General features: G+C 60.8%; 23 protein-coding genes and 1 tRNA gene. 6 read left to right on the plus strand and 18 right to left on the minus strand.

Annotation, left to right across the window (positions count from 1 at the left end; genetic code table 11):
- Positions 1-225: 225 nt before the first annotated feature.
- The 6 genes from trxC to rpsU all read right to left on the minus strand — a co-directional run bounded on the left by trxC (position 226) and on the right by rpsU (position 7183).
- Positions 226-657, minus strand: a complete 432-nt coding sequence (trxC, locus tag H3028_RS07965) for a thioredoxin TrxC (RefSeq protein ID WP_181296487.1) — start codon at positions 655-657, stop codon at positions 226-228.
- A 118-nt stretch (positions 658-775) separates the two neighbouring features.
- Complete coding sequence (locus H3028_RS07970; RefSeq protein WP_181296488.1) at positions 776-2566, minus strand: SLC13 family permease; 1791 nt, start codon at positions 2564-2566, stop codon at positions 776-778.
- A gap of 214 nt (positions 2567-2780) precedes the next feature.
- Positions 2781-2857: transfer RNA gene (locus tag H3028_RS07975), tRNA-Ile, on the minus strand.
- 117 nt (positions 2858-2974) lie between these two features.
- Entirely contained in the window at positions 2975-4831 is a 1857-nt protein-coding gene (gene rpoD / locus H3028_RS07980) for an RNA polymerase sigma factor RpoD (protein WP_181296489.1), read from the minus strand.
- Between the two features lie 67 nt (positions 4832-4898).
- Complete coding sequence (dnaG, locus tag H3028_RS07985) at positions 4899-6830, minus strand: DNA primase (RefSeq protein ID WP_181296490.1); 1932 nt, start codon at positions 6828-6830, stop codon at positions 4899-4901.
- 137 nt (positions 6831-6967) lie between these two features.
- Entirely contained in the window at positions 6968-7183 is a 216-nt protein-coding gene (gene rpsU, locus H3028_RS07990; RefSeq protein ID WP_003283508.1) for a 30S ribosomal protein S21, read from the minus strand.
- A 196-nt stretch (positions 7184-7379) separates the two neighbouring features.
- Here rpsU and tsaD point away from each other — a divergent pair, with 196 nt between their 5' ends.
- On the plus strand, positions 7380-8405 hold the full coding sequence (tsaD, locus tag H3028_RS07995) for a tRNA (adenosine(37)-N6)-threonylcarbamoyltransferase complex transferase subunit TsaD (RefSeq protein ID WP_181296491.1): 1026 nt from the start codon (positions 7380-7382) through the stop codon (positions 8403-8405).
- A 13-nt stretch (positions 8406-8418) separates the two neighbouring features.
- Here tsaD and plsY read toward each other — a convergent pair whose 3' ends face one another.
- Positions 8419-8988 (minus strand): glycerol-3-phosphate 1-O-acyltransferase PlsY, encoded by a 570-nt coding sequence (gene plsY / locus H3028_RS08000; RefSeq protein WP_181296492.1) that lies wholly within the window; start codon positions 8986-8988, stop codon positions 8419-8421.
- A gap of 75 nt (positions 8989-9063) precedes the next feature.
- On the opposite strand from plsY, the gene folB reads away from it, so the two are divergent.
- Positions 9064-9417 (plus strand): dihydroneopterin aldolase, encoded by a 354-nt coding sequence (gene folB / locus H3028_RS08005; RefSeq protein ID WP_181296493.1) that lies wholly within the window; start codon positions 9064-9066, stop codon positions 9415-9417.
- On the plus strand, positions 9408-9944 hold the full coding sequence (folK, locus tag H3028_RS08010; RefSeq protein ID WP_181296494.1) for a 2-amino-4-hydroxy-6-hydroxymethyldihydropteridine diphosphokinase: 537 nt from the start codon (positions 9408-9410) through the stop codon (positions 9942-9944). Before folB ends, folK begins: the two co-directional genes overlap by 10 nt.
- Positions 9945-10018: 74 nt before the next feature.
- Here folK and H3028_RS08015 read toward each other — a convergent pair whose 3' ends face one another.
- From H3028_RS08015 to H3028_RS08065, 11 genes are all read right to left on the minus strand, one after another.
- Positions 10019-11245, minus strand: coding sequence for a multifunctional CCA addition/repair protein (locus H3028_RS08015; RefSeq protein WP_181296495.1), 1227 nt, complete (start codon positions 11243-11245; stop codon positions 10019-10021).
- A gap of 93 nt (positions 11246-11338) precedes the next feature.
- The gene (locus H3028_RS08020) at positions 11339-12892 is read right to left on the minus strand and encodes a SpoVR family protein (protein ID WP_181296496.1); all 1554 of its coding nucleotides are present in this window, start codon (positions 12890-12892) and stop codon (positions 11339-11341) included.
- Positions 12893-12902: 10 nt separating this feature from the next.
- Positions 12903-14174, minus strand: coding sequence for a YeaH/YhbH family protein (locus tag H3028_RS08025; RefSeq protein WP_181296497.1), 1272 nt, complete (start codon positions 14172-14174; stop codon positions 12903-12905).
- A 79-nt stretch (positions 14175-14253) separates the two neighbouring features.
- Positions 14254-16176, minus strand: a complete 1923-nt coding sequence (locus H3028_RS08030) for a PrkA family serine protein kinase (protein ID WP_181296498.1) — start codon at positions 16174-16176, stop codon at positions 14254-14256.
- A gap of 272 nt (positions 16177-16448) precedes the next feature.
- Positions 16449-16778, minus strand: coding sequence for a thiosulfate sulfurtransferase GlpE (gene glpE / locus H3028_RS08035; protein WP_181296499.1), 330 nt, complete (start codon positions 16776-16778; stop codon positions 16449-16451).
- On the minus strand, positions 16771-17595 hold the full coding sequence (locus H3028_RS08040) for a symmetrical bis(5'-nucleosyl)-tetraphosphatase (protein ID WP_181296500.1): 825 nt from the start codon (positions 17593-17595) through the stop codon (positions 16771-16773). Before H3028_RS08040 ends, glpE begins: the two co-directional genes overlap by 8 nt.
- Complete coding sequence (apaG, locus tag H3028_RS08045; protein ID WP_181296501.1) at positions 17592-17975, minus strand: Co2+/Mg2+ efflux protein ApaG; 384 nt, start codon at positions 17973-17975, stop codon at positions 17592-17594. The genes H3028_RS08040 and apaG overlap by 4 nt, the downstream gene beginning before the upstream one ends.
- Positions 17976-18001: 26 nt before the next feature.
- The gene (gene rsmA / locus H3028_RS08050) at positions 18002-18799 is read right to left on the minus strand and encodes a 16S rRNA (adenine(1518)-N(6)/adenine(1519)-N(6))-dimethyltransferase RsmA (protein ID WP_181296502.1); all 798 of its coding nucleotides are present in this window, start codon (positions 18797-18799) and stop codon (positions 18002-18004) included.
- Between the two features lie 149 nt (positions 18800-18948).
- Positions 18949-19929, minus strand: a complete 981-nt coding sequence (gene pdxA, locus H3028_RS08055) for a 4-hydroxythreonine-4-phosphate dehydrogenase PdxA (protein WP_181296503.1) — start codon at positions 19927-19929, stop codon at positions 18949-18951.
- Positions 19930-20011: 82 nt separating this feature from the next.
- Positions 20012-21319, minus strand: coding sequence for a peptidylprolyl isomerase (locus H3028_RS08060; protein ID WP_181296504.1), 1308 nt, complete (start codon positions 21317-21319; stop codon positions 20012-20014).
- Positions 21300-24056 carry an LPS-assembly protein LptD gene (locus tag H3028_RS08065; RefSeq protein WP_181296505.1) on the minus strand — a complete coding sequence of 919 codons (2757 nt, stop codon included), beginning with the start codon at positions 24054-24056 and terminating at the stop codon, positions 21300-21302. The genes H3028_RS08060 and H3028_RS08065 overlap by 20 nt, the downstream gene beginning before the upstream one ends.
- 131 nt (positions 24057-24187) lie before the next feature.
- Between H3028_RS08065 and H3028_RS08070 the strand changes: the two genes are divergently transcribed.
- From H3028_RS08070 to H3028_RS08080, 3 genes are read left to right on the plus strand one after another with little or no spacing between them, the layout of a single operon-like run.
- Positions 24188-25210: an aminoglycoside phosphotransferase family protein gene (locus tag H3028_RS08070; RefSeq protein WP_181296547.1), complete on the plus strand. Its 1023-nt coding sequence runs from the start codon at positions 24188-24190 to the stop codon at positions 25208-25210.
- Entirely contained in the window at positions 25207-25878 is a 672-nt protein-coding gene (murU, locus tag H3028_RS08075) for an N-acetylmuramate alpha-1-phosphate uridylyltransferase MurU (RefSeq protein WP_181296506.1), read from the plus strand. Before H3028_RS08070 ends, murU begins: the two co-directional genes overlap by 4 nt.
- The gene (locus tag H3028_RS08080) at positions 25879-26649 is read left to right on the plus strand and encodes a DnaJ domain-containing protein (protein WP_181296507.1); all 771 of its coding nucleotides are present in this window, start codon (positions 25879-25881) and stop codon (positions 26647-26649) included.
- Positions 26650-26676: the final 27 nt, after the last annotated feature.

Raw genomic sequence — 26676 nt, forward strand, 5'->3', positions numbered from 1 at the left:
TGGCGGCATTATCCAATCGCGATCCGACTGAGGCAAACGTTGCGTGGTATATCCGGATAAAAGGTGCGCTTGCTTCATGGAACCGGAAGCGAAATGCATGGTCTGTTATGGGTTTTCCTGTGCGCTGCGGAGCCGCTTCTGCTTTTGGGATGGAGCGCCACCCGGGATGAAGCGTGTCTAGGTGCAACGTTCCGCCATACGGAATCTGTCAGCGACAGGCGCTCGTCATACTCCCTGCTGATTGAGCCATGCCAGCAACTGCGGCAACGGAAGCGCGCCGCTCTGGCGTGCGATTTCGCGTCCCTCCTTGAATAGGATCAGGCTGGGAATCGAGCGAATGCCGAGCTGGGTCGACAGCTGCGGGTTGGCCTCGCTGTCCAGTTTGGCCAGCCGGCAGCGCCCCTGCAGCTGGGCGGCGGCCTGGGCGAAGGTCGGTGCGAAGCTCCGGCAGGGTCCGCACCAGCTCGCCCATACGTCTACCAGTAAGGGAAGGTCGCCCTTGATCTGACTGGCGAAGCTCGCCTGGTTGACATCGAAGGGGGCGTCGACCAGCACCTTGGCTTTGCAGCGACCGCAACGTGGCGCCTCGGACAGTCGGTCGGAGGGGATTCGGTTGAGCCCGGCGCAGTGCGCGCAGGGAACGACGAGGGCGCTCATAAGGATTCTCCACGATGGCGTGCTGATTATTTAGGTGGAGGCGGGGAGCTGGATATCAAGGTAGCGTCGACGGCGGCAAAAACAGGTTCGCTAGGATACGTTGCGCCTGATTGTCGCCCTACAGCGGTGTCAACGGCCAGAACAGTGGAATCACCAATGTCGCGACGACCCACAGTAAGAGATTCAGCGGAATACCAACCTTGAGAAAGTCGACGAAGCGGTAGCCACCGGCATTGTAGACAAAGGTGTTGGTCTGATAACCGATGGGCGTGGCGAAACTGGCGCTGGCGGCGAACATCACCGCGACCACGAAGGCGCGAGGGTCGATGCCGAGTTGCTGGGCGAGGCCAATGGCGATCGGGGTGACCAGCACGGCGACCGCATTGTTGGACAGGATCTCGGTGAGCACCGACGTGAACAGGTAGATGAACCCCAGCATGAACAGCGGCCCAGCCCAGGGCGTCAGGTCGACGACGCTGGAGACGATCAGCTCGACCAGTCCGACCTTGCTCATTGCCACGCTGATGGCGAGCATCCCAAAGATCAGGCTGAGAATCTTCCAGTCCACCGCCTTGTAGGCATCTTCGACATCCAGGCAGCGGGTGGCCAACACCGCAGCGGCGCCCATGATCGCCAGACCCTCGATGGGCATCACACCGAACGCCGCCAGCAACATCACCATCAACGTAGTGCCAATGGCGATTGGCGCCTTGTCGCGGCGAAACGCGCGCTCTTGCACGGCGTTGAGGCTGATCAGCTCACCGTTGTCGGCGAAGCGCTTGATCTGCGCCGGCGTGCCCTCGACCAGCATCACGTCGCCGAACTGCAACTGGAAGTCGTCCAGGTTACCTTGGATGTTCTCGTCCTGGCGGTGCACGGCGAGCACGTTGATGCCGTAGCGGGCGCTAAGGTCGAGATCACGCATCGGTCTGTGGCTGTAACGCGAATTGCGACCGACAATGGCTTCAGCGAGCACTTCGTCTTCGCTGCTGATGGTCTCGAAGGCGTCGCCGCGATTGAAGGTTAGATGCCCGCTGCCCCGCAGCTCGACCACGTCCTTCACCTGCCCGTGGATCACCAGAACATCGCCAGCCAGCAGGCTGAAGTCCTGTTCCGGCCGGCTGTGCAGGTGAACGCCGCGGTTGACCTGCAGCACCTGCAGGCCGCTGCCACCATTGAGGTTGGCTTCGGCAATGCTCTTGCCAATGACCGGGGAGCCCTGAGGGACCCGCAACTCGCTCATAAAGGTGCGATCGAGCCTTGGCCCGAGCAGCTTGGACAATGTGTCGCGCTCCGGCAGCAGCCGCTTGCCGATAGTCATCATGTAGAGCATGCCGGCCGCGGCGAGCACCAGCGCCGCGCCAGTGATCTCGAACATGCCGAACGGCGGAAGACCAGCCTTGCGCGCCACGCCGTCGACCAGAATGTTGGTGGAGGTGCCGATCATCGTCAGCGTGCCGCCGAGGATGGTGGCGTAGGACAGTGGGATCAGCAGCTTCGAAGGCGTGGTGCCGGCACGCTTGGCCAGTGAGATCGCCACCGGCGTCAGGATCGCAACGACCGGGGTATTGTTGAGAAAGGCCGAAATGACCAGCGCGGTAATCGTCAAACCACCAAGCACCCGGGTCGGGCTGGTGCCGACGAGCCCACCCAGCCAGTTGCCCAGCGCATCGATACAACCGGTGCGCTCCAGCGCCGCGGATATCACGAACATGCAGGCGATGGTGACCGGCGCGGAATTGGATAAGACGCCCAACACTTCTGCCGGGGTCAGCAACTGGCTCGCGATCAGCACGCCCACCGCGATCGCCACCACGACATCCGGGCTCCACGTCTCGCGCACGAAGGACACCAGCACCCACAGCAACAAGGCACAGACGAACAGGAGCGGCAGCGATTCGAAGAGCATGAGCGTCCTTAACGTGGCGTAACAACCGGCCACAGACAGCGGCCCCGCGCGAACGATAGGAGGCAACGCTTAGAGAGTCTAGGAACGTTTATTCTGGTTTATATTCGATTTGGTTATTTTTCGGCGGATCACCGTCCCGCTTTCGTCTCGCGAGAAACATCGCGCTGTCAGGCAGTCAGAAACGAAAAAGCCGCGCGGTGCGCGGCTTTGGAGTTGGTGGGCCCACACGGACTCGAACCGTGGACCAAAGGATTATGAGTCCTCTGCTCTAACCAACTGAGCTATAGGCCCTCAGAGGCCGGCGGATTATACCGGTGGTGTTGCGGGTGCGCCAAGCGAAGCTGAGCGCGCATTGTTGTTTTGCTGGTACTGAATGCAAAACCCCCGGCGCGGGCCGGGGGTTCTGGTTTACTCGTCGAGGAATGAGCGCAGATGCTCGCTTCTCGTCGGGTGGCGCAGCTTGCGCAGCGCCTTGGCTTCAATCTGCCGGATCCGCTCACGGGTGACATCGAACTGTTTGCCGACTTCCTCTAGGGTGTGGTCGGTGTTCATGTCGATGCCGAAGCGCATGCGCAGTACTTTGGCTTCCCGTGCGGTGAGGCCGGAGAGGACTTCGCGGGTGGCTTCCTTGAGGCTTTCCACCGTCGCCACGTCAATCGGCGATTGCATGGCGGAGTCTTCGATGAAGTCACCCAGGTGCGAATCTTCGTCATCACCAATCGGCGTCTCCATGGAGATTGGCTCTTTGGCGATCTTCAGTACCTTGCGGATCTTGTCCTCGGGCATTTCCATGCGCTCGCCAAGCTCTTCAGGCGTGGGCTCGCGACCCATTTCCTGCAGCATCTGACGGGAGATGCGGTTGAGCTTGTTGATCGTCTCGATCATATGCACCGGGATGCGGATGGTCCGCGCCTGGTCGGCAATGGAGCGAGTGATCGCCTGGCGAATCCACCAGGTGGCGTAGGTCGAGAACTTGTAACCGCGGCGATATTCGAACTTGTCCACCGCCTTCATCAGGCCGATGTTGCCTTCCTGAATCAGGTCGAGAAATTGCAGGCCGCGGTTGGTGTACTTCTTGGCGATGGAGATCACCAGGCGCAGGTTGGCCTCGACCATCTCTTTCTTCGCCCGGCGAGCCTTGGCTTCACCGATGGACATGCGACGGTTGATGTCCTTGATGTCGGCGATCGCCAGTACGCATTCTTCTTCCAGCGCGAGCAGCTTCTGCTGGCAGCGATGAATGTCTTCCTTGCGTGCGGCAATGGCTTCTGCGTACTTGGCTTTGCCCCCGGCCAACTGATCGGCCCAGTTCAGGTCGGTTTCGTTATTTGGGAACTGGCGCAGGAAGTCGGCGCGCGGCATGCGTGCGTCGCGGACGCAGATCTGCATGATGGCGCGTTCCTGGGCCCGGACCTGGCTCAGGGCGTTGCGTACACGTTCGACCAGCGCATCGTACTGCTTGGGGATGAGCTTGATCGGCATGAACAGCGTTGCCAGCTCCTGCAGTGCATCGGTGGCCTGCTGGCTACCGCGGCCATGCTTCTTCAGGGCCTTCTTGGCGACGTCCAGCTGCTCGGCAACAGCGCCGAAGCGAACGCGAGCGACTTCCGGATCCGGGCCGCCATCGCCTTCTTCTTCATCGCTGTCGGAGTCGTCTTCTTCCTCGTCTTCCTTGTCACCAGCAGCCGGCTTTGCCGCTGTCTGAGGTGCGGCGGGCTCGACTTCCTGCTGCGGACCGGCAGCGCCGTCGTCGTCAGGATCGATGTAGCCACTAAGGATGTCGGACAGACGGCCGCCTTCGCTGGTGACGCGCTCGTAATCAGCGAGAATGCTGTCTACGGTGCCCGGGAAGTGGGCAATGGCGCTCATCACCTCGCGAATGCCTTCCTCGATGCGTTTGGCGATTTCAATCTCGCCTTCGCGGGTCAGCAGTTCGACGGTGCCCATCTCACGCATATACATGCGCACGGGGTCTGTAGTACGGCCAATGTCGGTTTCGACAGCGGCAAGTGCCGCAGCGGCTTCTTCCGCGGCGGCTTCATCGGTATCGGCTTCGGCCAGCAACAGGGCATCGGCATCCGGGGCAACCTCGAATACATTGATACCCATGTCGTTGATCATGCGAATGATGTCTTCCACCTGTTCCGGGTCGGAAATATCCTCCGGTAGATGGTCATTGACCTCGGCGTAAGTCAGGTAACCCTGCTCACGGCCACGCTGGATCAATTCTTTGAGACGGGACTGCTGTTGCGCTTTTCCGGACATATAACCCTATCCACTGACGGTTCTGGCGGGCTGAAAACAAGCTGAGCATTATAGCTGAGCAAGGACCTCACGCGCCAGTTGAGGTCGATATAGCGGGTGTTGAGTTGCGATTTAGCAGGTTGCGCAGTTGCTCTTTCTCCTCTGCGCTGAGTTCACCCTGGCGAGCTTTGCGGAGCAGCGATTCAAGGCTGCGCTCGCGTTGCCTGGCGGCCAGAGTGGTTATGGTGTCGAAAAACTGTTGTTCAAGGTTATCGGCCGAGATCAGCCATTCTTTCTCTGCAAGTGCGCGTAAAAGGCGCCCCTGGTCGGTTCCATGCCAACGTGCAATCAATTGCAGGCTGCGTAGCTTGGGATTCTTCTGCAAGGTGCCGAGAAGCGCGACGAGCAATTGGGCATAAGTATCGTCTTCTGCTGCGAAATGGCTGGCATCTTCGACCTTTTGAGCAAGCTCTGGATGATGCAGCAGCGTGCGCAGCGTGGTCAGTGCCGGTGGTTCTACAGTCGCGGGCGTTCTCGGTGTGCGTGATCTGAAGTCTGGACGCTGGCCGGGCTTTTTCCAGTCCTTTTTCCATTCTTTCTTGCTGTTGCGCTTCTGATGGGCGGGCTCCGGCGGTATGTAGTAGTCGCTGTCGTCCTGTCCGGAGCCCGTGTCGTAATACACGCTGTCGTCGTATTCCGGGGCTGCTTTTGGCGACGAGGTACTCATCTGCTGAAGCGCTTCGCTGTGCAGTCCGGTGATCTCGCCGAGGCGCTGGCGCATCAGTGCACGCAGGTTGGCGCCGGGTATCTTTTCGATGAGCGGTGCCGCCAGGGTGGCCAGGTGGGCCTTGCCTTCCAGTGAGCGCGGGTCTGCTTCTTCGCTGAGCTGCTGGAAGAAATAGTCGGCCAGTGGCTGAGCTTGTTGCTGTATCCGAGCCATGAAGGCATCGGTGCCTTCGCTTCGCACCAAGGTGTCTGGATCTTCGCCTTCCGGCAGAAACAGAAAGCGGGCGCGGCGGCCATCCTGCAGGTTGGGCAGCGCCGATTCCAGCGCACGCCAGGCGGCCTTGCGGCCAGCCGCATCACCATCGAAACAGAACAGCACGCTGGGTACGATGCGAAACAGGCGCTTGAGATGCTCGTCGCTGGTGGCTGTGCCAAGGGTGGCGACGGCGTTGCGCAGGCCTTGCTGGGCCAGCGCGATCACGTCCATGTAGCCTTCGACGACCATGATTTCATCCAGGTCGCGATTGGCCTTGCGTGCCTCGTAGAGACCGTAGAGCTCCTGACCCTTGTGGAAAACCGGTGTTTCCGGTGAGTTCAGATACTTCGGCTTGTCATCGCCCAGTACGCGGCCGCCAAAGGCAATGACGCGTCCGCGACTGTCGCGGATCGGAAACATCACCCGGTCGCGAAAACGATCGTAGCTTCTGCCGGTTTCGGCGTTTTCGATCAGTAGGCCGGCATCGATCATCGCTTTTTGCTGTAGGGCGTCGCCGCCCAAGTGCTTCATCAGGTTGTCCCAGCCGGGTGGCGCGAAGCCGAGGCCAAAATCTCTGGCGATGATGCCGGACAGGCCGCGGCCTTTGAGGTATTCCACCGCGGCCTTGCGCGCCGGATGCCCCTTAAGCGCCTGTCGGTAGTACTCGGCGGCCGATTCGAGCAGCGGATAAAGTGGCGAATCCACTGGCTGTCGTGGCTTGCGCCCTGGGCCGCTTTCCTCGCGCGGAACTTCCATGCCGGCGCGCTTGGCCAGCTCTTCGACGGCCTGGGGGAACTCCAGGCTGTCGTGGTCCATGATGAAGCCGAGCGCGTTACCGCCAGCGCCGCAGCCGAAGCAGTAGTAGAACTGCTTGTCTGGGCTGACGCTGAACGAAGGCGTCTTCTCTTTATGAAACGGGCAGCAGGCCGTGTAGTTTTTCCCGGCTTTTTTCAGTTGGATGCGCGAACTCACCACCTCGACGATGTCGGAGCGGTTGAGTAGGTCATCAATGAATGATTGCGGGATCAAGCCGGCCATAGGGGTATGAGAATACGCTCGCGGTGTTCGGGCCGGAATGAAAAAAACTCCGACCATTCGCCAGCTGGCGAAGCGGAGTCTATTTCAATGCAAAGCCCGACGTTTGTCGGGCTTGATGCAGCTTCAGCTGTACTGGATCAGTACAGACGAACGCTGCGGCGCTGTTCGCGCTGCACTTTCTTGGCGTGACGCTTGACTGCGGCAGCAGCTTTGCGCTTGCGCTCAGCAGTCGGCTTCTCGTAGAACTCACGGCTGCGGACTTCAGCCAGTACACCGGCTTTTTCGCAAGAACGCTTGAAGCGACGCAGAGCTACGTCGAATGGTTCGTTCTCTTTAACTTTAACGTTGGGCATCCAGGACGTACCTTCACTTGTTTACCGGTTACAACGCGCTTCGGCAAATATCGCGAGCACGCTGGTTTTAAGGGTTGCGGATGTTAACGCCTTGCCGCGTGGAATGCAAAGCCCCCTGATCGAAAAGCGCTGGTCGGTCGCTGGTCCCGGCGATTAGTATGCGCGGCTTCATTCGCTTCTCTGGAAGGTCGTACCCATGCTGGTGCTGGGGCTGGAAACTTCATGCGACGAGACCGGCGTCGCGCTGTACGACAGCGAGCACGGCCTGCTGGCCGATGCCCTGTTCAGTCAGATCGATTTGCATCGCGTCTATGGCGGGGTCGTGCCGGAGCTGGCCTCGCGTGACCACGTCAAACGGATGCTGCCACTGATTCGCCAAGTACTTGCAGAAGCCGGTCGCGAGTCGAGCCAGATCGATGCGATTGCCTACACTGCCGGTCCCGGTCTGGTGGGGGCGTTGCTGGTCGGGGCCTCGTGTGCGCAGGCAATGGCGTTTGCCTGGGGCGTGCCGGCGGTCGGCGTGCATCATATGGAAGGTCATCTGTTGGCGCCAATGCTTGAAGAGCAGCCGCCAGCGTTCCCCTTTGTGGCGTTGCTGGTCTCCGGTGGGCACACGCAGTTGGTCCGGGTCGATGGCATCGGCCGCTACGAACTGCTGGGCGAGTCGGTAGATGATGCTGCCGGCGAGGCTTTCGACAAGACGGCGAAACTGATGGGGTTGCGTTATCCCGGCGGTCCGGAGATCGCCCTGCTCGCCGAGCGCGGCACACCCGGTCGTTTCCTCTTTCCACGTCCCATGACTGATCGGCCGGGGCTGGATTTCAGCTTCAGCGGCCTTAAGACCTCAACACTCACTACCTGGCAGCAATGCCGTAGCGCTGGCGACGACGGTGAGCAAACCCGTTGCGATATCGCGCTGGCCTTCCAGCAGGCAGTGGTCGAGACGCTGACCATCAAATGCTGGCGCGCGCTGAAGCAGACGGGTTTGAATAACCTGGTGATCGCCGGTGGCGTAAGCGCCAATTCGGCGTTGCGTGAGAACCTCGAAACGATGCTCGGGGAGCTGAAGGGGCAGGTGTTTTATGCGCGGCCACGTTTCTGTACCGACAATGGTGCGATGATCGCCTACGCCGGTTGCCAGCGGTTGCTGGCCGGCCAGCAGGACGGGCCGGAGATTTCGGTTCAGGCGCGCTGGCCGATGGAGATGCTGGCGCCGGTATAAGCCTGCTTGCCAGCTAGAAGTGCCGTTCCGTACCCGCGAACAGGTCGCGTAGATTGTTCCGGTGACGCCAGACGATCAATCCGGCCAGCAGTACCATCGGCCAGAGCGCTTCAGGCTGCTGCCAGGCCAGAAAAGGCAGGCACAGCGGTAACGCGGCAAGCGCGGCTAGCGAGCTAGTCCGGGTAATCTTGAATACCAGCAGCCAGATAATCAGGGCTAGCAGTGCAGTGGGTGGATGCAGGCCGAGCAGGGCGCCGGCAGCGGTAGCCACGCCCTTGCCGCCACGAAAGCGGAAGTACAACGGATAAAGATGACCGAGCACCGCCGCAAGTGCGATCCAGGCTTGTTGCTGAACAGATAAGCTCAGCGCTGCGGCGAGCAGGACCGGTAGCAGGCCCTTGAGCAGATCGCCAAATAGCGTGCTGATCGCCAGGCGCCTGCCGGCGAGCCGCAGCATATTGGTTGCGCCGGGATTGCCGGAGCCACTAACCCGCGGGTCGGGTGCGCCGGTCAGGCGACTGAGTAGAATGGCGAATGACAGAGAACCGATCAGATAGGCGAGCAGAATCAGTTGCCAAAACATGGCATCCATCCGGGGCAGGGAGCTCCTGAGTCTAACGACGTGCGGCGAAGTTGTCGTGCCGTAGGAGAGAGTTGCGTGGATACAGTTTTCATCGAAGGGCTGGAAGTGGATACGCTGATTGGCGCCTATGATTGGGAGCGTGGAATTCGGCAGTGCCTGCGTTTGGATCTGACTCTCGGCTGGGACGTTCGTCCCGCTGCAGAGAATGACGAATTGGACAAGGCGCTGGATTATGCCGAAGTGACCGCCGCCATCGATCGGTTCGCGCAGGCGTCGCGCTTCGAGTTGGTCGAGACCTTTGCCGAGCGATTGGCTGCTGGCCTGATGAATCAGTTTGGTATCCCCTGGCTGCGACTGCGGGTTACCAAGCCGGGCGTCAACGCGCGCGCCTCGGCGCTCGGCGTGGAGATCGAACGCGGATGCCACTAACTCGCGTACTGCTGGGGCTCGGCAGCAATAACCGACGCGAACAGAATCTGACCGCCGGTCTCGATGCGCTGGAGCAGCTGCTCGGCGGCATGCGCTGTTCGCCCGTTTTCGAAAGCCTCGCGGTGGGTTACAAGGGCGACAATTTCTACAACCTTGTCGTGTGCGGAACCACCGACCTGCCGTTGATGGAATTGGACCGGAGGCTCAAGTTCATCGAGGCGGATAACGGTCGCTACGCGCCGGACCGCAAAGGTCTGCCGCTGGATATAGATGTCCTGCTGTATGACGATCTGGTGGGCAACTTCCATGGCTTGGAGCTGCCGCGACCGGAAACGCTGAAGAATGCCTTCGTGCTCTGGCCGCTGGCGCTATTGGCACCGGATGTGACGCATCCCAGCACGGGGCGACGCTTCGCCGAACTGTGGCGCGAATCGACCATCGAGCAGCAACTGTGGCCTGTGTCGTTTCGTTGGCGAGGTGATGAGCTTACTCCGGCCGCGCTGGTAGGCTCCTTTTCCAGGCCCTAGCTCGGCACCTGCGAGCGCGCCGCGGAACGTACGCGGGGCTTCGCCAAAGCCCCGCGATGCTCGCCCCGATATGGTCAGTCGATGGTGTCCTGGGTCTGACACTGGTACGCCTGAACGGCGATCAGGCGACCACGCTTGAGAGCTTCGCCCAGCTCGGCTCCCTTGTAGCCTTGTTCGATCAACGGTTTCACCTGAACGGCGCGGGCGGACTCGGCGGCGCCTCGCAGGTAGTCCGCCTGTGGATAATCATGCGCCTCCAGGCCGCGGCCTTTCGCATCCATTTCGCACGCGGCGATGAACTGCTCGAAGCGGTCCGGGCGACGGTAGATATCGAAATGCTGAAGCAACTCGAACAGCTGGGGCGCGGGTAGCGTCATTGCGCCATGAGCCTGAGCGTGAAACTCACCGGTCAGCGTGGCCAGTTCCTGGCAGTCTCGCGGCACTTTAAATCGAGCATTGACGGTCTCGATCAGCGGCACTCCCGCTTTGCCGGAGTCCGATCCCTGCACGTTCGGCGCTACCGTTCTGCCCAGGTGCTGTAATAGGCAGGACCAGCGCACCGTTAACGGCTGTCCATGGGCAGCGCACTGGCGCATTACCGCGAGCATGTGTTCGCCGGTAGCTGTATCTGCGGGGTTGGCCTGCGCTTGCGGCATGCTGAACAGCCGGTCGATTTCCGGAAACAGTTCCTTTAGCGCGCCGCATTCGCGCAGTACCTGCACGAACACGTCAGGGCGGGGCTCCATGAGGGCGCGTGAGATCTCCTTCCAGCTGCGTTCCGGTGTCAGCGCCTGAAGCTCTCCCGACTCGGCAAGCTGGCGCATCAGCGCCTGCGTTTCAGGCGCGACGCTGAAACCAAGCTCGGCATAGCGCGCTGCAAAGCGGGCCACACGCAGCACCCGTAACGGGTCCTCGGCGAAAGCAGGGGATACATGCCTGAGCTGGCGGGCGGCGAGGTCGGCCTGGCCTCCGTAGGGGTCGATCAGATTACCCTGCTCATCCTCAGCCATGGCATTGATGGTCAGGTCGCGACGGGTCAGGTCTTCTTCAAGCGTAACGTCAGGGCTGGCGTAGAAGGTGAAACCGCCATAACCGCGGCCACTCTTGCGCTCGGTGCGGGCAAGCGCGTATTCCTCGCCTGAAGCAGGATGCAGGAACACCGGGAAGTCCGCCCCCACCGGGCGATAGCCCTTGGCCTGCATTTCCTCGGCGCTGGAGCCGACCACGACCCAATCCACCTCGGTCACTGGCCGCCCCAGCAATCGATCACGCACCGCTCCGCCGACTTTGTAGATCTGCATGTGTTCCTCCGTTCCGGCGGAGGATAAACGAAAGCCCCGCGACAGCAAGCCGCGGGTACCTAGGGCGAGCCGTCGTTCGAAGGCGTGTCCCGATCAGATCGGCGGCAGCGCCAGGTTCACGCCTGGGAACTTGCTTTCGGTGTCCGGCTCTACCCGGGGCGGCATGTGATGAGTGGTGACCAGCTTGTCGTCCTGCATCGATTGCAAATGCACGTCGAACCCCCAGAGCCGGTGCAAGTGCTTGAGCACTTCATCGGTGGAGCCGCCCAGGGGTTTGCGGTCATGCTGCTGATGGCGCAGGGTCAGCGAGCGATCACCGCGGCGATCGACACTCCAAACCTGCACGTTGGGCTCGCGATTGCCGAGGTTGTACTGCGCCGCGAGCAATTCGCGGATAGTGTGGTACCCGCTCTCGTCATGGATGGCGGGTACTAACAGGTCGTCTCTGTGGTCGTCGTCGAGAATGCTGAATAGCTTGAGATCGCGGATGACCTTCGGCGAAAGGAACTGCAGGATGAAGCTCTCATCCTTGAAGTTGTTCATTGCGAACTTCACGGTGGTCAGCCAATCGCTGCCGGCGATGTCCGGGAACCAGCGCCTGTCTTCCTCGGTGGGGTGTTCGCAGATCCGGCGGATGTCCTGATACATGGCGAAACCGAGGGTATAGGGGTTGATGCCGCTGTAGTACGGGCTGTCGAAGCCGGGTTGATAGATCACACTAGTATGCGATTGAAGGAACTCCATCATGAAGCCGTCAGTCACCAGCCCTTCGTCGTACAGGTCGTTGAGCAGCGTGTAATGCCAGAAAGTCGCCCAGCCCTCGTTCATGACCTGGGTCTGGCGCTGCGGATAAAAGTACTGCGCGATCTTGCGCACGATGCGCACCACTTCGCGCTGCCAAGGCTCCAGGAGCGGTGCGTGCTTCTCTACGAAGTAGAGGATATTTTCCTGCGGCTCGGCCGGGAAGCGCTGGTCGCGCTCGCGTTCGTCGGTCTTTTCGCTGGACTTCGGAATGGTCCGCCAGAGGTCGTTGATCTGCTTTTGCAGGTGCTCTTCGCGATCCTTCTGCCGCCGGCGTTCTTCCTCGGCGGAAATCGGGTAAGGGCGCTTGTAGCGGTCGACGCCGTAGTTCATCAGGGCGTGACAGGAGTCGAGCAGGTCTTCCACCGCATCGATGCCGTGGCGTTCCTCGCACTGCATGATGTACTGCTTGGCGAAGACCAGGTAGTCAATGATCGAGCTGGCATCGGTCCAGGTGCGGAACAGATAGTTGCCCTTGAAGAAGCTGTTGTGACCGTAGCTGGCATGGGCGATCACAAGCGCCTGCATGGTGATGGTGTTTTCTTCCATCAGGTAGGCGATGCAGGGGTCGGAATTGATCACGATCTCGTAGGCCAGGCCCATCTGTCCCCGGGTGTATGATTTTTCCGTGCTGAGGAAGTGCTTGCCGTAGGACCAATGGTGATAGCCCAGCGGCATGCCCACCGAGGCATAGGCGTCCATCATCTGTTCGGCGGTGATGACTTCGATCTGGTTCGGGTAGGTATCCAACGCGTAGCGCTCGGCGATACGACCGATCTCGCGGTCGTAGGCGCGGATCAGCTCGAAGGTCCATTCCGAACCGGTGGAAATGGGCTGTCGTTTCATACTGCGTACCTCAGCTAGCCATGCGCCGCTGGAACAGTTCGCGGAACACCGGGTAGATGTCTCCTGCGGTTACCAGCTGCTGCTGGGCGAACGAGTCACCGAAGGCCTCGGCCACCTGGTTATATTCGTACCACAGCGCCTGATGTTCGCGCGGGGTGATTTCGACGTAGGTGAAATACTGGACGAAGGGCATGATCTGGTTGATCAGAATGTCCCGGCAGATCGGCGAATCGTCGTTCCAGTTGTCGCCATCGGAAGCCTGCGCCGCATAGATGTTCCACTCGTTGGCCGGGTAACGCTCGGCCATGATCTCCTGCATCATTTTCAGCGCACTGGACACAATGGTGCCGCCGGTTTCCCGCGAGTAGAAGAATTCTTCTTCATCAACCTCCTTGGCACTGGTGTGGTGACGAATGAACACCACGTCGATCTTGTCGTAGTTCCGCTTGAGGAACAGATACAGGAGGATGAAGAAGCGCTTGGCGATGTCCTTGGTGGATTGGGTCATGGAGCCCGATACGTCCATCAGGCAGAACATCACCGCCTTGGAGCTGGGATTGGGGTGCTTGACCAGCAGGTTGTATTTGAGGTCGAAGGTATCGAGAAAGGGAACGCGGTGGATGCGTGCGCTGAGGCGTTCGATCTCCTCTTCGGCTGCCTGGATGTCGGTAAAGTTGGCAGGCTCCTCAAGCTTCAGACGCGCCAGCTCGGCTTTGATCTCACGCAGCTTGGCGCGGCTGCTGCCCGACAATGCGATGCGGCGCGCGTGGGCCGAGCGCAGGGTGCGAATAATGTTGATGCGTGACGGGTTGCCTTCGTTGCTGATGCCAGCGCGGACAGTCTTGAAGGTATCGGTGCCGGCCAGATGTCGCTTCACCAGATTGGGCAGCTCCAGGTCCTCGAACATGAAGTCGAGAAACTCCTCCTGGGTGATTTGAAAGACGAAATCATCCATGCCTTCGCCGCTGTTGCTGGCTTGACCCGCGCCCTGGCCACCGCCGCCGCCCTGAGGCCGGGGGATGCGCTCGCCAGCGACGAATTCCTTGTTACCGGGGTGGACGATGGTCTGCCGACCGCCGCGTCCATGATGCAGGATCGGCTCATCGGTATCGCGGCCGGGAATGCTGATCTGCTCGCCGTGTTCCATGTCGGTGATGGAGCGGCGCCCGACGGCTTCTTCCACCGCCTTCTTGATATGCCCACGGTACCGCTGCAGGAAACGCTGGCGATTCACCGTGCTCTTGTTCTTGCCGTTCAGTCGGCGGTCAATCACGTAACTCATATGAGCCCTCCGGGCTGAGGCTGGAGGCTGGACGAATTGTTGTTCCTGTCGTCCAGCCCAGCTTCAAGCGGCTTTTGCGTTACTGTGATTTACGTACCCGCAGATACCATTCGGAAAGCAGGCGCACCTGTTTCTCGGTATAGCCGCGTTCGACCATGCGCACCACGAAGTCGCTGTGCTTTTTCTGATCTTCCTTGCTGGCTTTGGCGTTGAAGCTGATGACCGGCAGCAGGTCCTCGGTGTTGGAGAACATTTTCTTCTCGATCACCACCCGCAGCTTTTCGTAGCTCAGCCAGGACGGGTTCTTGCCGTTGTTGTTGGCGCGGGCACGCAGCACGAAGTTGACGATCTCGTTGCGGAAGTCCTTCGGGTTGCTGATGCCGGCCGGCTTTTCGATCTTCTCCAGCTCTTCGTTGAGCGCGGCGCGGTTGAGGATCTCGCCGGTTTCCGGGTCGCGGTATTCCTGATCCTGAATCCAGAAGTCGGCGTAGAGCACGTAGCGGTCAAAAATATTCTGGCCGTACTCGCTGTAGGACTCAAGATAGGCGGTCTGAATTTCCTTGCCGATGAAATCGACGTAACGCGGCGCCAGGTATTCCTTGATGAATCGCAGGTAACGCTCACGCACCTCGGCAGGGAATTGCTCTTGCTCGATCTGTTGCTCCAATACATAAAGCAGGTGCACTGGGTTGGCCGCGATCTCGTGCGGATCGAAGTTGAATACCTTCGACAGGATTTTGAAGGCGAAGCGAGTCGAGAGCCCGTTCATGCCCTCGTCGACGCCAGCGGTGTCGCGATACTCCTGGATCGACTTGGCCTTGGGGTCGGTGTCCTTGAGGTTCTCACCGTCGTAGACCCGCATCTTCGAATAGATGTTGGAGTTTTCCGGCTCTTTCAAACGGCTCAGCACCGAGAACTGCGCCAGCATCTTCAGCGTATCGGGGGCGCAGTGAGCCTTCGATAGCGAGCTGTTGAACAGCAATTTGTCGTAGATCTTTATCTCGTCAGTGACCCGCAGGCAGTACGGCACCTTGACGATATAGATACGGTCGATGAACGCTTCGTTGTTCTTGTTGTTGCGGAAGGTGTGCCATTCCGATTCGTTGGAGTGGGCCAGCAGGATGCCGCTATAGGGAATCGCGCCGAGGCCCTCGGTGCTGTTGTAGTTGCCTTCCTGAGTAGCGGTCAGCAGCGGATGCAGCACCTTGATCGGCGCTTTGAACATCTCGACGAATTCCATCATGCCCTGGTTGGCACGGCAGAGCGCGCCCGAGTAGCTGTAGGCATCGGCGTCGTTCTGTGGGTATTCCTCGAGCTTGCGAATATCGACCTTACCCACCAGGGCCGAAATGTCCTGGTTGTTCTCGTCGCCCGGCTCTGTTTTGGCGATTGCGATCTGGTTGAGGATCGAGGGGTACAGCTTGACCACGCGGAACTGGCTGATGTCGCCGCCGAACTCCTGCAAGCGCTTGGTGGCCCAGGGCGACATGATCGAATTCAAATAACGTCGCGGGATGCCGTAGTCCTCTTCAAGGATTTGAGCGTCTTCGGCCGGGTTGAACAGGCCTAGCGGTGATTCGAACACCGGCGAGCCCTTGATGGCGTAAAAGGGCACTTTCTCCATCAGCTGCTTGAGCTTTTCGGCGAGGGACGATTTACCACCGCCCACCGGACCGAGGAGGTAGAGGATCTGCTTCTTCTCTTCCAGCCCTTGAGCGGCATGGCGGAAGTACGAAACGATCTGGTCGATGCACTCCTCCATCCCGTGGAAGTCTTCGAACGCGGGATAGCGGCGGATCACCTTGTTGGAAAAGATCCGCGACAATCGAGAATCGGTCGAGGTATCGATCAGCTCGGGTTCGCCGATTGCGACCAACAGACGCTCGGCGGCGGTGGCGTAGGTACCCCGGTCTTCCTTGCACAGGTCGAGGTATTCCTGGAGCGAATATTCCTCCTGGCGGGTTGCTTCGAATCGTTGCTGGAAATGGCTGAAAATGCTCATGACTTCACCTCGGACGATGCTCGGAGCCGGTGTTGTCATCAGGCATTCAGGTACGGCCGACTGCTCGGCCTGTGGAGTCCCCCCGAACACCTAATGGTCGAAAACCTGAGGCCCGGTAGCCGGTGCACGGCTTTCACCTGTTTGGATGGCCTGAACTGAAGGATAGTTCGGATTCAGCAAATTCAAGGGAAGAGAGGTGCTTTTACCGCTGCGTTTCGTCGGATGGGAAGCGCAAGGCCGCGCGATGCGCGGCGTTTGGAGACGATATTTTTTTACGACAGATCGCCCTGTTCGACGTCTTTGGGATAGGTCTGGCGCCACAGCTCGAAGCCGCCATCAAGGCTGTAGACGTCCGAGAAACCCTGGTTTACCAAGTAAGCAGCGGCGCTCTGGCTGGAGTGACCGTGATAGCACGTGACGACCAGTGGGTGGTCGAGATCCGCCGCCGCGATGAAGTCCGGCAGGGAATGGTTGTCAAGATGTGTCGAGCCGGCGATATGCCCGCTGGCGTAGCTGTGTGCGTCGCGAATATCGACGATCACACCGCCGCCGTTGCGCAGCGCCTGGGCCTGCTGCGGAGAGATACGTTTGAACTCAGTCATGGGTTGCCTCGCATTCGCAGCGGTGCATTTCTCCGCTGTCGAGATTCATCAGGGTCATGGTGTTGCCCCATACGCAGCCGGTATCCAGCGCATAAACGTTGGGCTCGTCGCAGTGACCTTCCAGTGCGGCCCAGTGGCCGAAGATAATCTTACAGCCTCGGGTCTTGCGATTGGGATGGCTGAACCAGGGCGCGAAGCCCGGCGGTGCCGATTCGAGCCCTTCCTTGGCTTGCAGATCGAGCGTGCCGTCAGCCTTGCAGAAGCGCATGCGCGTCAGATAGTTGGTGATCAGGCGCAACCGCGGCACCCCGTGCAATTCCTTGTTCCACTTAGCGGGCAGGTTGCCGTACATGCCGTCGAGAAAGGGCTGCAGCATGGCGTCGTCGCACAAGGCTTGTTCGACTTCCGCGGCTCGCCTGAGCGCCTTGGCCAGTGTCCATTGTGGGGGGATGCCGGCATGGACCATGGTGGTCGCTCGTTCGGCGTCGTGATGGACCAGCTTCTGCTGACGCAGCCAGTCGATCAGGTCGGTCCGATCGGGCGCGTCGAGGATGGGTTTGAGCGTGTCGGATCGTTTCAACCGTTCGATCTTGTGCGCAACGGCCAGCAAGTGCAGATCATGATTGCCCAGCACGGTGACGGCTGAACTGCCAAGGTCGCGCACGAAGCGCAGCGCTTCAAGCGATTGCGGACCACGGTTAACGAGGTCCCCGGCGAGCCACAGGCAATCCCGCGAGGGGCTGAAGTCGACTCGCTGCAGCAGGCATTGAAGAGGTTCGAGGCAACCCTGCAGGTCGCCGACAGCATAGATAGTCAATGCAAGGCTCCGGGTACGGCCAGCCGGAAGGGGGCAATCTCGGCATCGAAGCGGTGCCCGTCTTCCGCGAGCATCTGATAGCTGCCCTGCATGGTGCCGACGCTGGATGTCATCAGCGTGCCGCTGGTATAGACATGGCGCTGGCCCGGCGCGATCACAGGCTGCTCGCCGACCACGCCGGCGCCGCGTACCTCCTGAACCTGGCCGTCGCCGTCGGTAATGATCCAATGACGAGACAGCAGTTGTGCAGTGAGCTGGCCCTTGTTTTCAATCGTTACTCTGTAGGCAAAGGCATAACGGTTTTGTTCCGGCTGCGACTGGTCGGCCAGATAAGCCGGGCTGACGCTGACGTCGATCCGGTAGCGAAGGTCTTCAGGCATGGGGACTCCTACTTTGGGGCTCGCCTTCAGACGCGGGCGGAAAGTTGGTCTGACAATCTTACGAACGCTGCCAGGTCAAGCTGTTCCGGGCGAAGGCTGCCATCAACATCTGCCGCGGCGATGGCGTCCGCGTCGAGCAGGCCCTTGAGCGTGTTGCGCAGCGTCTTGCGGCGCTGGTTAAAGGCCTGGCGAACGACGATTTCCAGCTGGCGATGATCGCGCGCTGGATGCGGCAGCACTCCGTGAGGCGCCAGGCGCACGATGGCCGACTCCACCTTTGGCGCCGGGTTGAAGGCGCCAGCGCCAACATTGAACAGGTGCTCTACGCGACAGTGGTACTGCACCATGATCGACAAACGCCCCCAGTCACCACCGCCTGGCTGCGCAGCGAGGCGCTCGACCACTTCCTTCTGCAGCATGAAATGCATGTCGCGGATCAGGTGAGCGTGGTCGAGCAGATGAAAGATCAGCGGCGTGGAGATGTTGTACGGCAGGTTGCCGACGATGCGCAGACTGCCGGGCTCCTGGCTCAGCTGGGCGAAATCGAACTTCAGGGCATCGCCCTGGTTAAGCGCGAAGTTGTCCCGCCCGGCGAACTTGTGCTGAAGAATCGGAATGAGGTCCAGGTCCAATTCGACCACATCCAGGTGCGCGCCGCTGTCGAGCAGCCCTTCGGTGAGGGCGCCCTGACCCGGTCCGATTTCCACCAGGCGCTCGCCCGGTTTGGCATGGATAGCGCGCAGGATGCGATGAATCACGCCAGCATCGTGGAGGAAATTTTGGCCGAAACGCTTTCGCGCGCGGTGTTGATAGTTCTCGGACATGGACAGCAGCACCCAGGGAGCAGCTTGAAGCCAGAAGCCAGAAGCTGGAAGCGAAAAGGTGCGCAGTTTAGCAGGCTGGTGTGGGCGCCGCTTTTTGCATCCATCAGAAATCGGTGCGTCGAGACAGCCATGCGCCAATAAGCTTCCAGCTATCTAGCCATCTGATACGCCGTTTCCAGCGCCACTTGCAGACTGCCGGTATCGATCCGGCCGGTACCAGCGAGATCCAGCGCGGTACCGTGATCGACCGAGGTGCGCACGATCGGTAAACCCAGGGTGACGTTGACGGCCGCGCCGAAGCCTTTGTATTTCAGCACCGGCAGGCCCTGGTCGTGATACATCGCCAGCACAGCGTCACAGTTATCGAGGTGCTTGGGAGTGAACAGGGTATCCGCGGGCAGCGGGCCGACGAGGTCGAGCCCCTCGTGCCGAAGTGCTTCCAGTGCCGGTTCGATGACTTCGATTTCCTCGCGCCCCAGGTGACCATCTTCGCCGGCATGCGGGTTGAGTCCGCAGACCAGTATGCGCGGACGAGCGATGCCGAACTTCTCCACCAGGTCGGCATGCAGAATGCGCGTTACACGCTGCAGTCGCTCGGTGGTTATTGTGGCGGCAACGTCCTTGAGCGGTAGGTGCGTAGTCACCAATGCGACCCGTAGGCCACGGGTGGCCAGCATCATTACCACCTGCTCGGTGCCCGTCAGCTCGGCGAGGAACTCGGTGTGTCCGGAGAAGGGTATGCCGGCCTCGTTGATCACGCCTTTATGCACGGGTGCGGTAATCATTCCGGCGAAACTGCCGTCGAGGCAGCCGCGACCAGCGCGTTGCAGCGTTGCGAGCACATAGTTGGCATTTGCCGGGGTGAGCGCGCCGCTGACAACGGGTGAGGCTAATTGTGTATCCCAGATATATAGGCAACTTGCGGCGGCAGGCTGGTCCGGCCAGCTGTCTGGAGTGACTTCAATCAAGGTGATATCCAGCCCTAGCTCGGTTGCGCGTGCGCGCATCAGCTCAATGCTGGCTATGACGATCAGGGCGTGGGGGTGGCTGTCGCGTGCGAGCAGCAGGCAGAGGTCGGGGCCGATGCCGGCAGGCTCGCCGGGAGTCAGAGCGAAGCGTTTGACGGTCATGTCGATCAGCCCTCAGGCGGGTAAAAAAAGCGGTCCGGCCAAATTGGCAGGCCCGCTGATGGCGTGCGGCGACCCTGTCGAATCAGATCTTGATCTCGACGTAGGCCTCGTCGCGTATCTGGCGCAGCCAGGCTTGCAGCTCTTCTTCGTACTTGCGGTTGCGAAGCAGCGTTTGCGCCTGCTGCTCGCGGAACTCTTCGCTGGCATCGGTGGCGCGGCGCCCAAGCACTTCGAGGATATGCCAGCCGTACGGGGTCTTGAAGGCTTCGGACAGTTGGCCATTGGGGGTGTTGGCCATGACTTCGCGGAACTCCGGTACCAGCGAGCTTGGGTCGATCCAATTCAGGTCACCGCCGTTGAGGGCCGAACCCGGATCCTCGGAGAAGTTCTTCGCTAGGTCGGCGAAGCTCTCGCCTGCGAGAATCCGGTCGCGCAATCGCTGAATCAGGCGGCGGCTTTCTTCTTCGCTGCGGATCTGGCTCGGCTTGATCAGAATATGGCGAACATGAACCTCGTCGCGAACCTGAGTGTCGCCGCCGCGCTTGTCCAGCACCTTGAGCAGGATGAAGCCCGGCGGAGTGCGAACGGGCTGGGTGAAATCCCCGACGTTCATGGTGCTGACCTCGGTGTCAAACGGCGGTGGCAGCTGAGCGGCCTTGCGCCAGCCCATGTCGCCGCCTTCCAGTGCGTTCTCGCTGGCCGAGCGCGACACTGCCAGCTTGGCGAAGTCCGCGCCTTGCTGCAGTTGTTCGTAGGTATCCCGGGCAGTTTCCTCGGCCGCCTGGATGGTCGCCGAATCGGCTGATTCGGGCACCGGAATTAAAATGTTGGCCAACCGGTATTCTTCGGAAAGCTGCAGCTTGCCCAGGTCGGAAGCGAGGAAGTTCTCAACCTCCTGATTCGATACCTGAACGCGCTCGGCGATGCGGCGTTGACGCACGCGGCTGATGATCATCTCCCGGCGTATCTGCTCGCGTGCAGTTTCCAGGCTCAGCCCGTCGCGCTCCAGGGCGGCGCGGAACTGCTCAAGGCTCATGTTATTGCGTTGGGCGATGGTGGCCATCGCCTGGTTGAGCTCCTCGTCCGAGATGCGGATGCCTGAGCGTTCACCGATCTGCAGCTGCAGGTTCTCGGTGATCAGGCGCTCAAGCACCTGCTGCTGCATCACGTCTCGTGGCGGCATTTCGGCGCCGCGTTTCTCAATGGTCTGCTCGACTTCGCGGAGGCGCTGGTCCAGCTGGCTCTGCATGATGACATCGTTATCGACGATCGCGACGATGCGGTCGAGCGGACGCACCTCAGCAGCGACCGAGGTGACGACAGTGGCGTTGCCTAACAGGAGCGCGCCCACAAGCAGCGGACGCAGGTAATCAGAAAGCTTGATCTTCACGTTCACGGTAACCTTGTATGCCTTCGTCGAGGAATGTCTCGGTCGTGCTGCCGAACACGCCGCCGAGTCCCTTGAGGACGATTTGCAGGAAGATGCCATTGTCGGGCTCGTCGTTCTGCGATGGGTTGAGACTGGTTTCGTCGTAGTCGATCCAGTAGCGGTTGATCAGCCGCAGCTTCCAGCAGCAATTGTCGTACTCGAAGCCGCCGAAGGCTTCCAGCGTACGGTTGCGGCTGTAGTCATGCTGCCAGCGCGCGATCACACTCCACTGAGGCACGATTGGCCAGATGGTGGAGATATCGTGCTGGTTGATCTTGTAGTAGTCCTCGATGAATTCCGGCGAGCCCGGTGTGCCGTAGTCGCCACCAAAGGTCCATTGTCCGGTCGCCTGGTCGAAGCGCACCGTGTCATTGCGATAGCGATAGCCGACGTTGACGATCTTTCTCGGGTTATCGGTCGGCTGGTAGTGGAACATGGCGCTACCGGAGCGGGTGCGGCCTTCATCCGGATCCCAATTGAAGGTCGAGGTGAAATGCCAGTCGCGGTTGTAGCGATACATGTATTCAAGCGCATACGGCGATACGTCCGAAGTCGAGCCTGGACGGCCTTCAAGATTCGGCAACTGCACTTCGCGATCGCGAAAGTAGTAGGTCTGGCCGAGGCTGAAGCGCTGACGCTCCAGACCGTTCGGTTCGATCCAGCGATTGGTCACGCCCAGCGAAACCTGATTGGCGTCTCCGATGCGATCTTTACCTGAGAAGCGATTTTCGCGCCACAGCGAGGAATAGCTGAAGGTGTTTTCACCGGTATCGAATACCGGGATATCGTCCTGATCCTCTTCCGGCACGTAGAGATAGAACAGACGCGGCTCGAGCGTCTGACGGTAATCCTTGCCGAACCATTGGGTGTCGCGATCGAAATACAGGCCGCTATCGACACTGAAGATTGGCACGCTGCGGTCTGGTGAGTCGTTGAAATCGGTCACCTGGGCGCGGCCGGTATTGTCCAGATTCAGGTCGTACTTGGTGTAAGCATACTTCAGCGATGGTTTGACGAAGCCCCAGCTGGAATTCACGGGCAGGCTTACGCCCGGCTCCAGATGAAGGCGCTCGCCTTCGGCGCGGGTCAGGCCGCTCAAACGGTCGTCGTACCAGCGCTCAGGGTTGCCGTCTTCGTTGATGAAGTTTCCCTCCCGTAAACTGCGCTGGAAGCTGACGAACTCGGTGTTGTACGCAAATCGAAAACCGCCCGGCTGGAACGGCAGCGCGCCGTTGAGTGTTAGCTGCGGCAGGCGCTCGTACGGTGTGATGTCTGCAATCGTGGCTCGTTCGTAGGCGTGCACGTTGAGTCGCGCGGTATAGCTCTCTGCGCGATAGGTGAGAGTGCCGCGTTGATCGAGGTGATCGGGCTGGTCGATGCCCAGGTTGGTATCCAGATCCTGGAAGTAGTACGGGTCGCTAATATCTGTGTAATCGGCTTCGGCCAGCCAGCGGCTGTCCAGACCGGTGCGATGCTGCCAGCTGTACATCCAGCGTTGGTCCTCGTACTCGGACTGCAGCTCGCGATCATCGTTGCTGTCGTTCAGGTAGGCCCCGCCGAACTGGCCTTCGCTACGGCGGGTCAGGTAGCGGAACTGGCCTTCCATCAGCAGGCCGCGGTCGGTCATGTAGTTCGGGTAGAGCGTGGCGTCGAAATTCGGCGCCAGGTTGAAATAGTACGGGGTGACCAACGACAGCCCGGTATCGCTCGAGGAGCTGATGCTGGGCGCGAGGAAGCCAGATTGGCGGCGATCATCGATCGGGAAGTGGATATACGGCGTGTAGAACACCGGGACGCCCTTGACCCGAAGCGTCACGTTGGTCGCCGAGCCAAAACCGGTCGCTGGGTTCAGGGTGACGTTGTTGCCTTGCAGATACCAGTCGTTGTCGCCTGGCTCGCAGCGCGTGTACGTCCCGTCCTTGAGACGGATGATGGCGTCGTCGGTGCGCTTGGCATACAGCGCGCTGCCGCGGATTTTGCCTTCGTGAACCACGTATTCGGCGTTATCGACCTGAGCTTCACCGGTATCGAGGAAGATCTCGGCGCGGTCGCCAACCATCAGGGCGCTGCGGTCACGCAGGCGAACATTGCCTTTTAGCTCGCCGCGGTTTTCCAACTGATGAAGACTGGCTTCATCGGCTTCGGCCTGGATGCTTCCCTGGCGCAGTACGACGTCACCCGCCAGCGTCGCAATTTCCTGTTGCTGTTCGTAGCGCGTGGCTTTCGCCGAGACATAGGTCGGCGCGTCGCTCATCGGAGTATCGTCGAACTGACCGGGGCGGCTCGGTTCAACATAGGTACCGGCGCAATAAGGACCTGTTTCGGCCAGCTGCGCATTGGTCAGCTGATCACGCGGCACCCAGTCCAGGTGGCTGTAGTCGGCACTGCGTGATGCCAGCGCGCGGCCCTTGCTTTCGGTCACCAGCTTGGTGGTGGCTGCCTGGCGTTCGGCCTTGCTAGCGCGCGGCTGTGCCGCGCCGGTGTTACCACTTGCGGCACTGCCGGGGTGTACGGGGCGGGGTGGTAGGTCGGGACTCGCGGCGTCGGCTGCGCAGCTCCAGCCGCCACCAGCACCAGGCTGACAGGCGAACTGTTCGGCTGCGATCACAAGCGGAGTCGCTACAGGTTGCAATGCGAGCAAACCGCCAGTAACCAGTAGGGGGAATTTTTTACGAAAAGCGGGATATTTGACTGCCATCTTGTTTTTGGGGTCCGTGCTTGCGGCGAGCCATCGGCCGGGCTGGGCCGCACGCCTCTCGATGGGCTGAAAAAGATGCTGGATAATAAAGCATGACCCGTCTATCGGCTAGCGCCGCGGAGAGCACTGATATGCCGCAACACGATCAACGCCTACAGGACCTGAACGCCTGGTTGAAACCCCAATTAAGCGAGCTTTTCACGCGTCGCGGCTGGGGCAACGTACCCGAGGCAGCACTGGTCCCGGCCAGCAGCGACGCCAGTTTCCGTCGCTATTTTCGCTGGGAGGCGGAAGGTCGCAGTTTTATCTTGATGGATGCTCCGCCCCCTCAGGAGAACTGCCGGCCATTCGTTGCCGTGGCTGCCTTGCTGGCCAGCGCGGGGGTCAACGTGCCGCAGATACTCGCCCAGGATCTGGACCGCGGCTTTCTGCTGCTCACTGATCTGGGTCGCCAGACCTACCTCGATGTCATCGAAGAATCCAACGCTGACGAGCTGTTCGCTGACGCCATTCAGGCGTTGCTCGCCTTCCAGTCCAAACCGCTGGAGCAGTCACTGCCGAACTATGACGAGGCACTCCTGCGCCGTGAGCTGCAGCTGTTTCCCGAATGGTACGTGCAGCGCCATCTGGGTTATCAGTTCAGCGCGGCCGAACTGGACATTTGGGAACGGGCCTGCCGACTGCTGATCGACTCGGCTCTGAGGCAACCTCGGGTGCTGGTGCACCGTGACTACATGCCGCGCAACTTGATGGTCAGCAAACCGAACCCCGGTGTGCTGGATTTCCAGGATGCGGTTGTCGGTCCGGTGACCTACGACATCACCTCGCTGTTCAAGGACGCTTTCCTCAGCTGGCCGGAGGAGCGGGTGCGAGGCTGGTTGCAGGGCTATTGGAACGCCGCGCGCGCCGCCGCTATTCCGGTCCAGGGCAGCTTTGACGAGTTCCGGCACGCCAGTGACCTGATGGGCCTTCAACGGCACCTGAAGGTCATCGGCATCTTCGCGCGGATCTGCCACCGCGACGGAAAACCGCGCTATCTGGCGGACGTGCCGCGCTTCTTCGCCTACATCGAGGCGGTCACGGCTCGCCATCCCGAACTGGCTGAGCTGAGCGCGCTGCTGCAAGGTTTGCCTCCCGCACAGGTCCAGTCATGAAAGCGATGATTCTCGCAGCAGGCAAGGGCGAGCGTCTGCGCCCACTGACCTTGCATACGCCCAAGCCGCTGGTAAAGGCGGGCGGCATGCCGCTGATCGAATATCACGTTCGGGCACTGGCCAGTGCAGGCTTCACCGAACTGGTGATTAACCATGCCTGGCTCGGCGAACAGATCGAGGCGTATCTGGGGGCGGGTGATCGGTTCGGTGTGTGCATCGATTACTCGGCTGAGGGCGAGCCGCTCGAGACCGGCGGCGGCATTCATCGCGCGCTGCCGTTGTTAGGCGATCAGCCATTTGCCGTGGTCAATGGCGACATCTGGACGGACTACGACTTCGCCGCGCTGGCGCAGCCGCTGGCTGGGCTTGCGCATCTGGTACTGGTGGACAATCCGGCCCATCACCCGGCCGGTGACTTCTCGCTGGCAGGGGGAAGGGTCATCGAAGGCGATGCGCCGGCAACTGCATTCACCTATAGCGGTATTGCAGTGCTGCATCCACGACTGTTCGAAGGCTGCAGTGCCGGCGCGTTCAAGCTCGCGCCGCTGCTGCGTCAAGCAATTGCGGCGGGCCGGGTGAGTGGTGAGCACTACAGCGGCCGCTGGGTCGATGTCGGTACCCATGAGCGACTGGCCGAAGTCGAGCGAATCCTGGAGGCGCGGCGCTGAATGTTCTGGCCCATTACGCTGTTGGGGGCGCTGATCGGCTGGCTGATCGCGAGTATTCCGGGGGCCCTGCTTGGCGCAATGCTCGGGCAGGTGCTCGACCGTCGCTTCGGGCTCAACTCCTGGGCCAGGCTGCGCGAGCGCATGGGCGTCGGAAGGGCCGTGATGCAGGGCGACGAGCTGCTGTTTTTTCTGCTGGGGCGCCTTGCTAAGAGCAGCGGGCGAATCAGCGAGGCGCATATCCAGGCCGCGCGCAGAGAGATGCAGCGGCTGCAGCTGGATCCGACCGCTCAGCGCACCGCCATCGATGCCTTCTACCGGGGGAAATCCAGCGGCGATGGCCTTCGCGACCCGGTACAGCGCCTGCAAGGGCGACCCGGCGAGGCCAAGACAGTGCTTCAGGCGTGTTGGCGCATGGCTCGGGCGCAGGGGCAGATCGACGCGCGCGAACACGAGCTGGTGATGCTCTGGGGCAAGTGGATGGGCTGGGACTCGGCGGCCATCGCGGCGCTGGACCCGAGCGGCGGGCGCCGCCAAGGCGCACCGAGCAATCTCGGTGGTGCCTATGAGCAGGCCTTGCGGCTGCTCGGCGTGCGCGCCGACAGCGAGCCTCAAGCGATCAAGCGAGCGTACCGGAGGTTGCTCAGCAAGCATCACCCGGACAAGCAGGCCGGTGCTGGCGCAACGGCACAGCAGGTTCGCGAAGCGACTGAGCGAACCCGTGAGCTGCACAATGCCTATGTCCTGATCCGCGAGCGTCGAGGATTTCGCTAGCGCCGCTGAGGCTGCGTGACGCTCCGA

The organism is Pseudomonas sp. Q2-TVG4-2, assembly GCF_013620795.1.
In the GTDB taxonomy this organism is placed as follows: Bacteria; Pseudomonadota; Gammaproteobacteria; order Pseudomonadales; family Pseudomonadaceae; genus Stutzerimonas.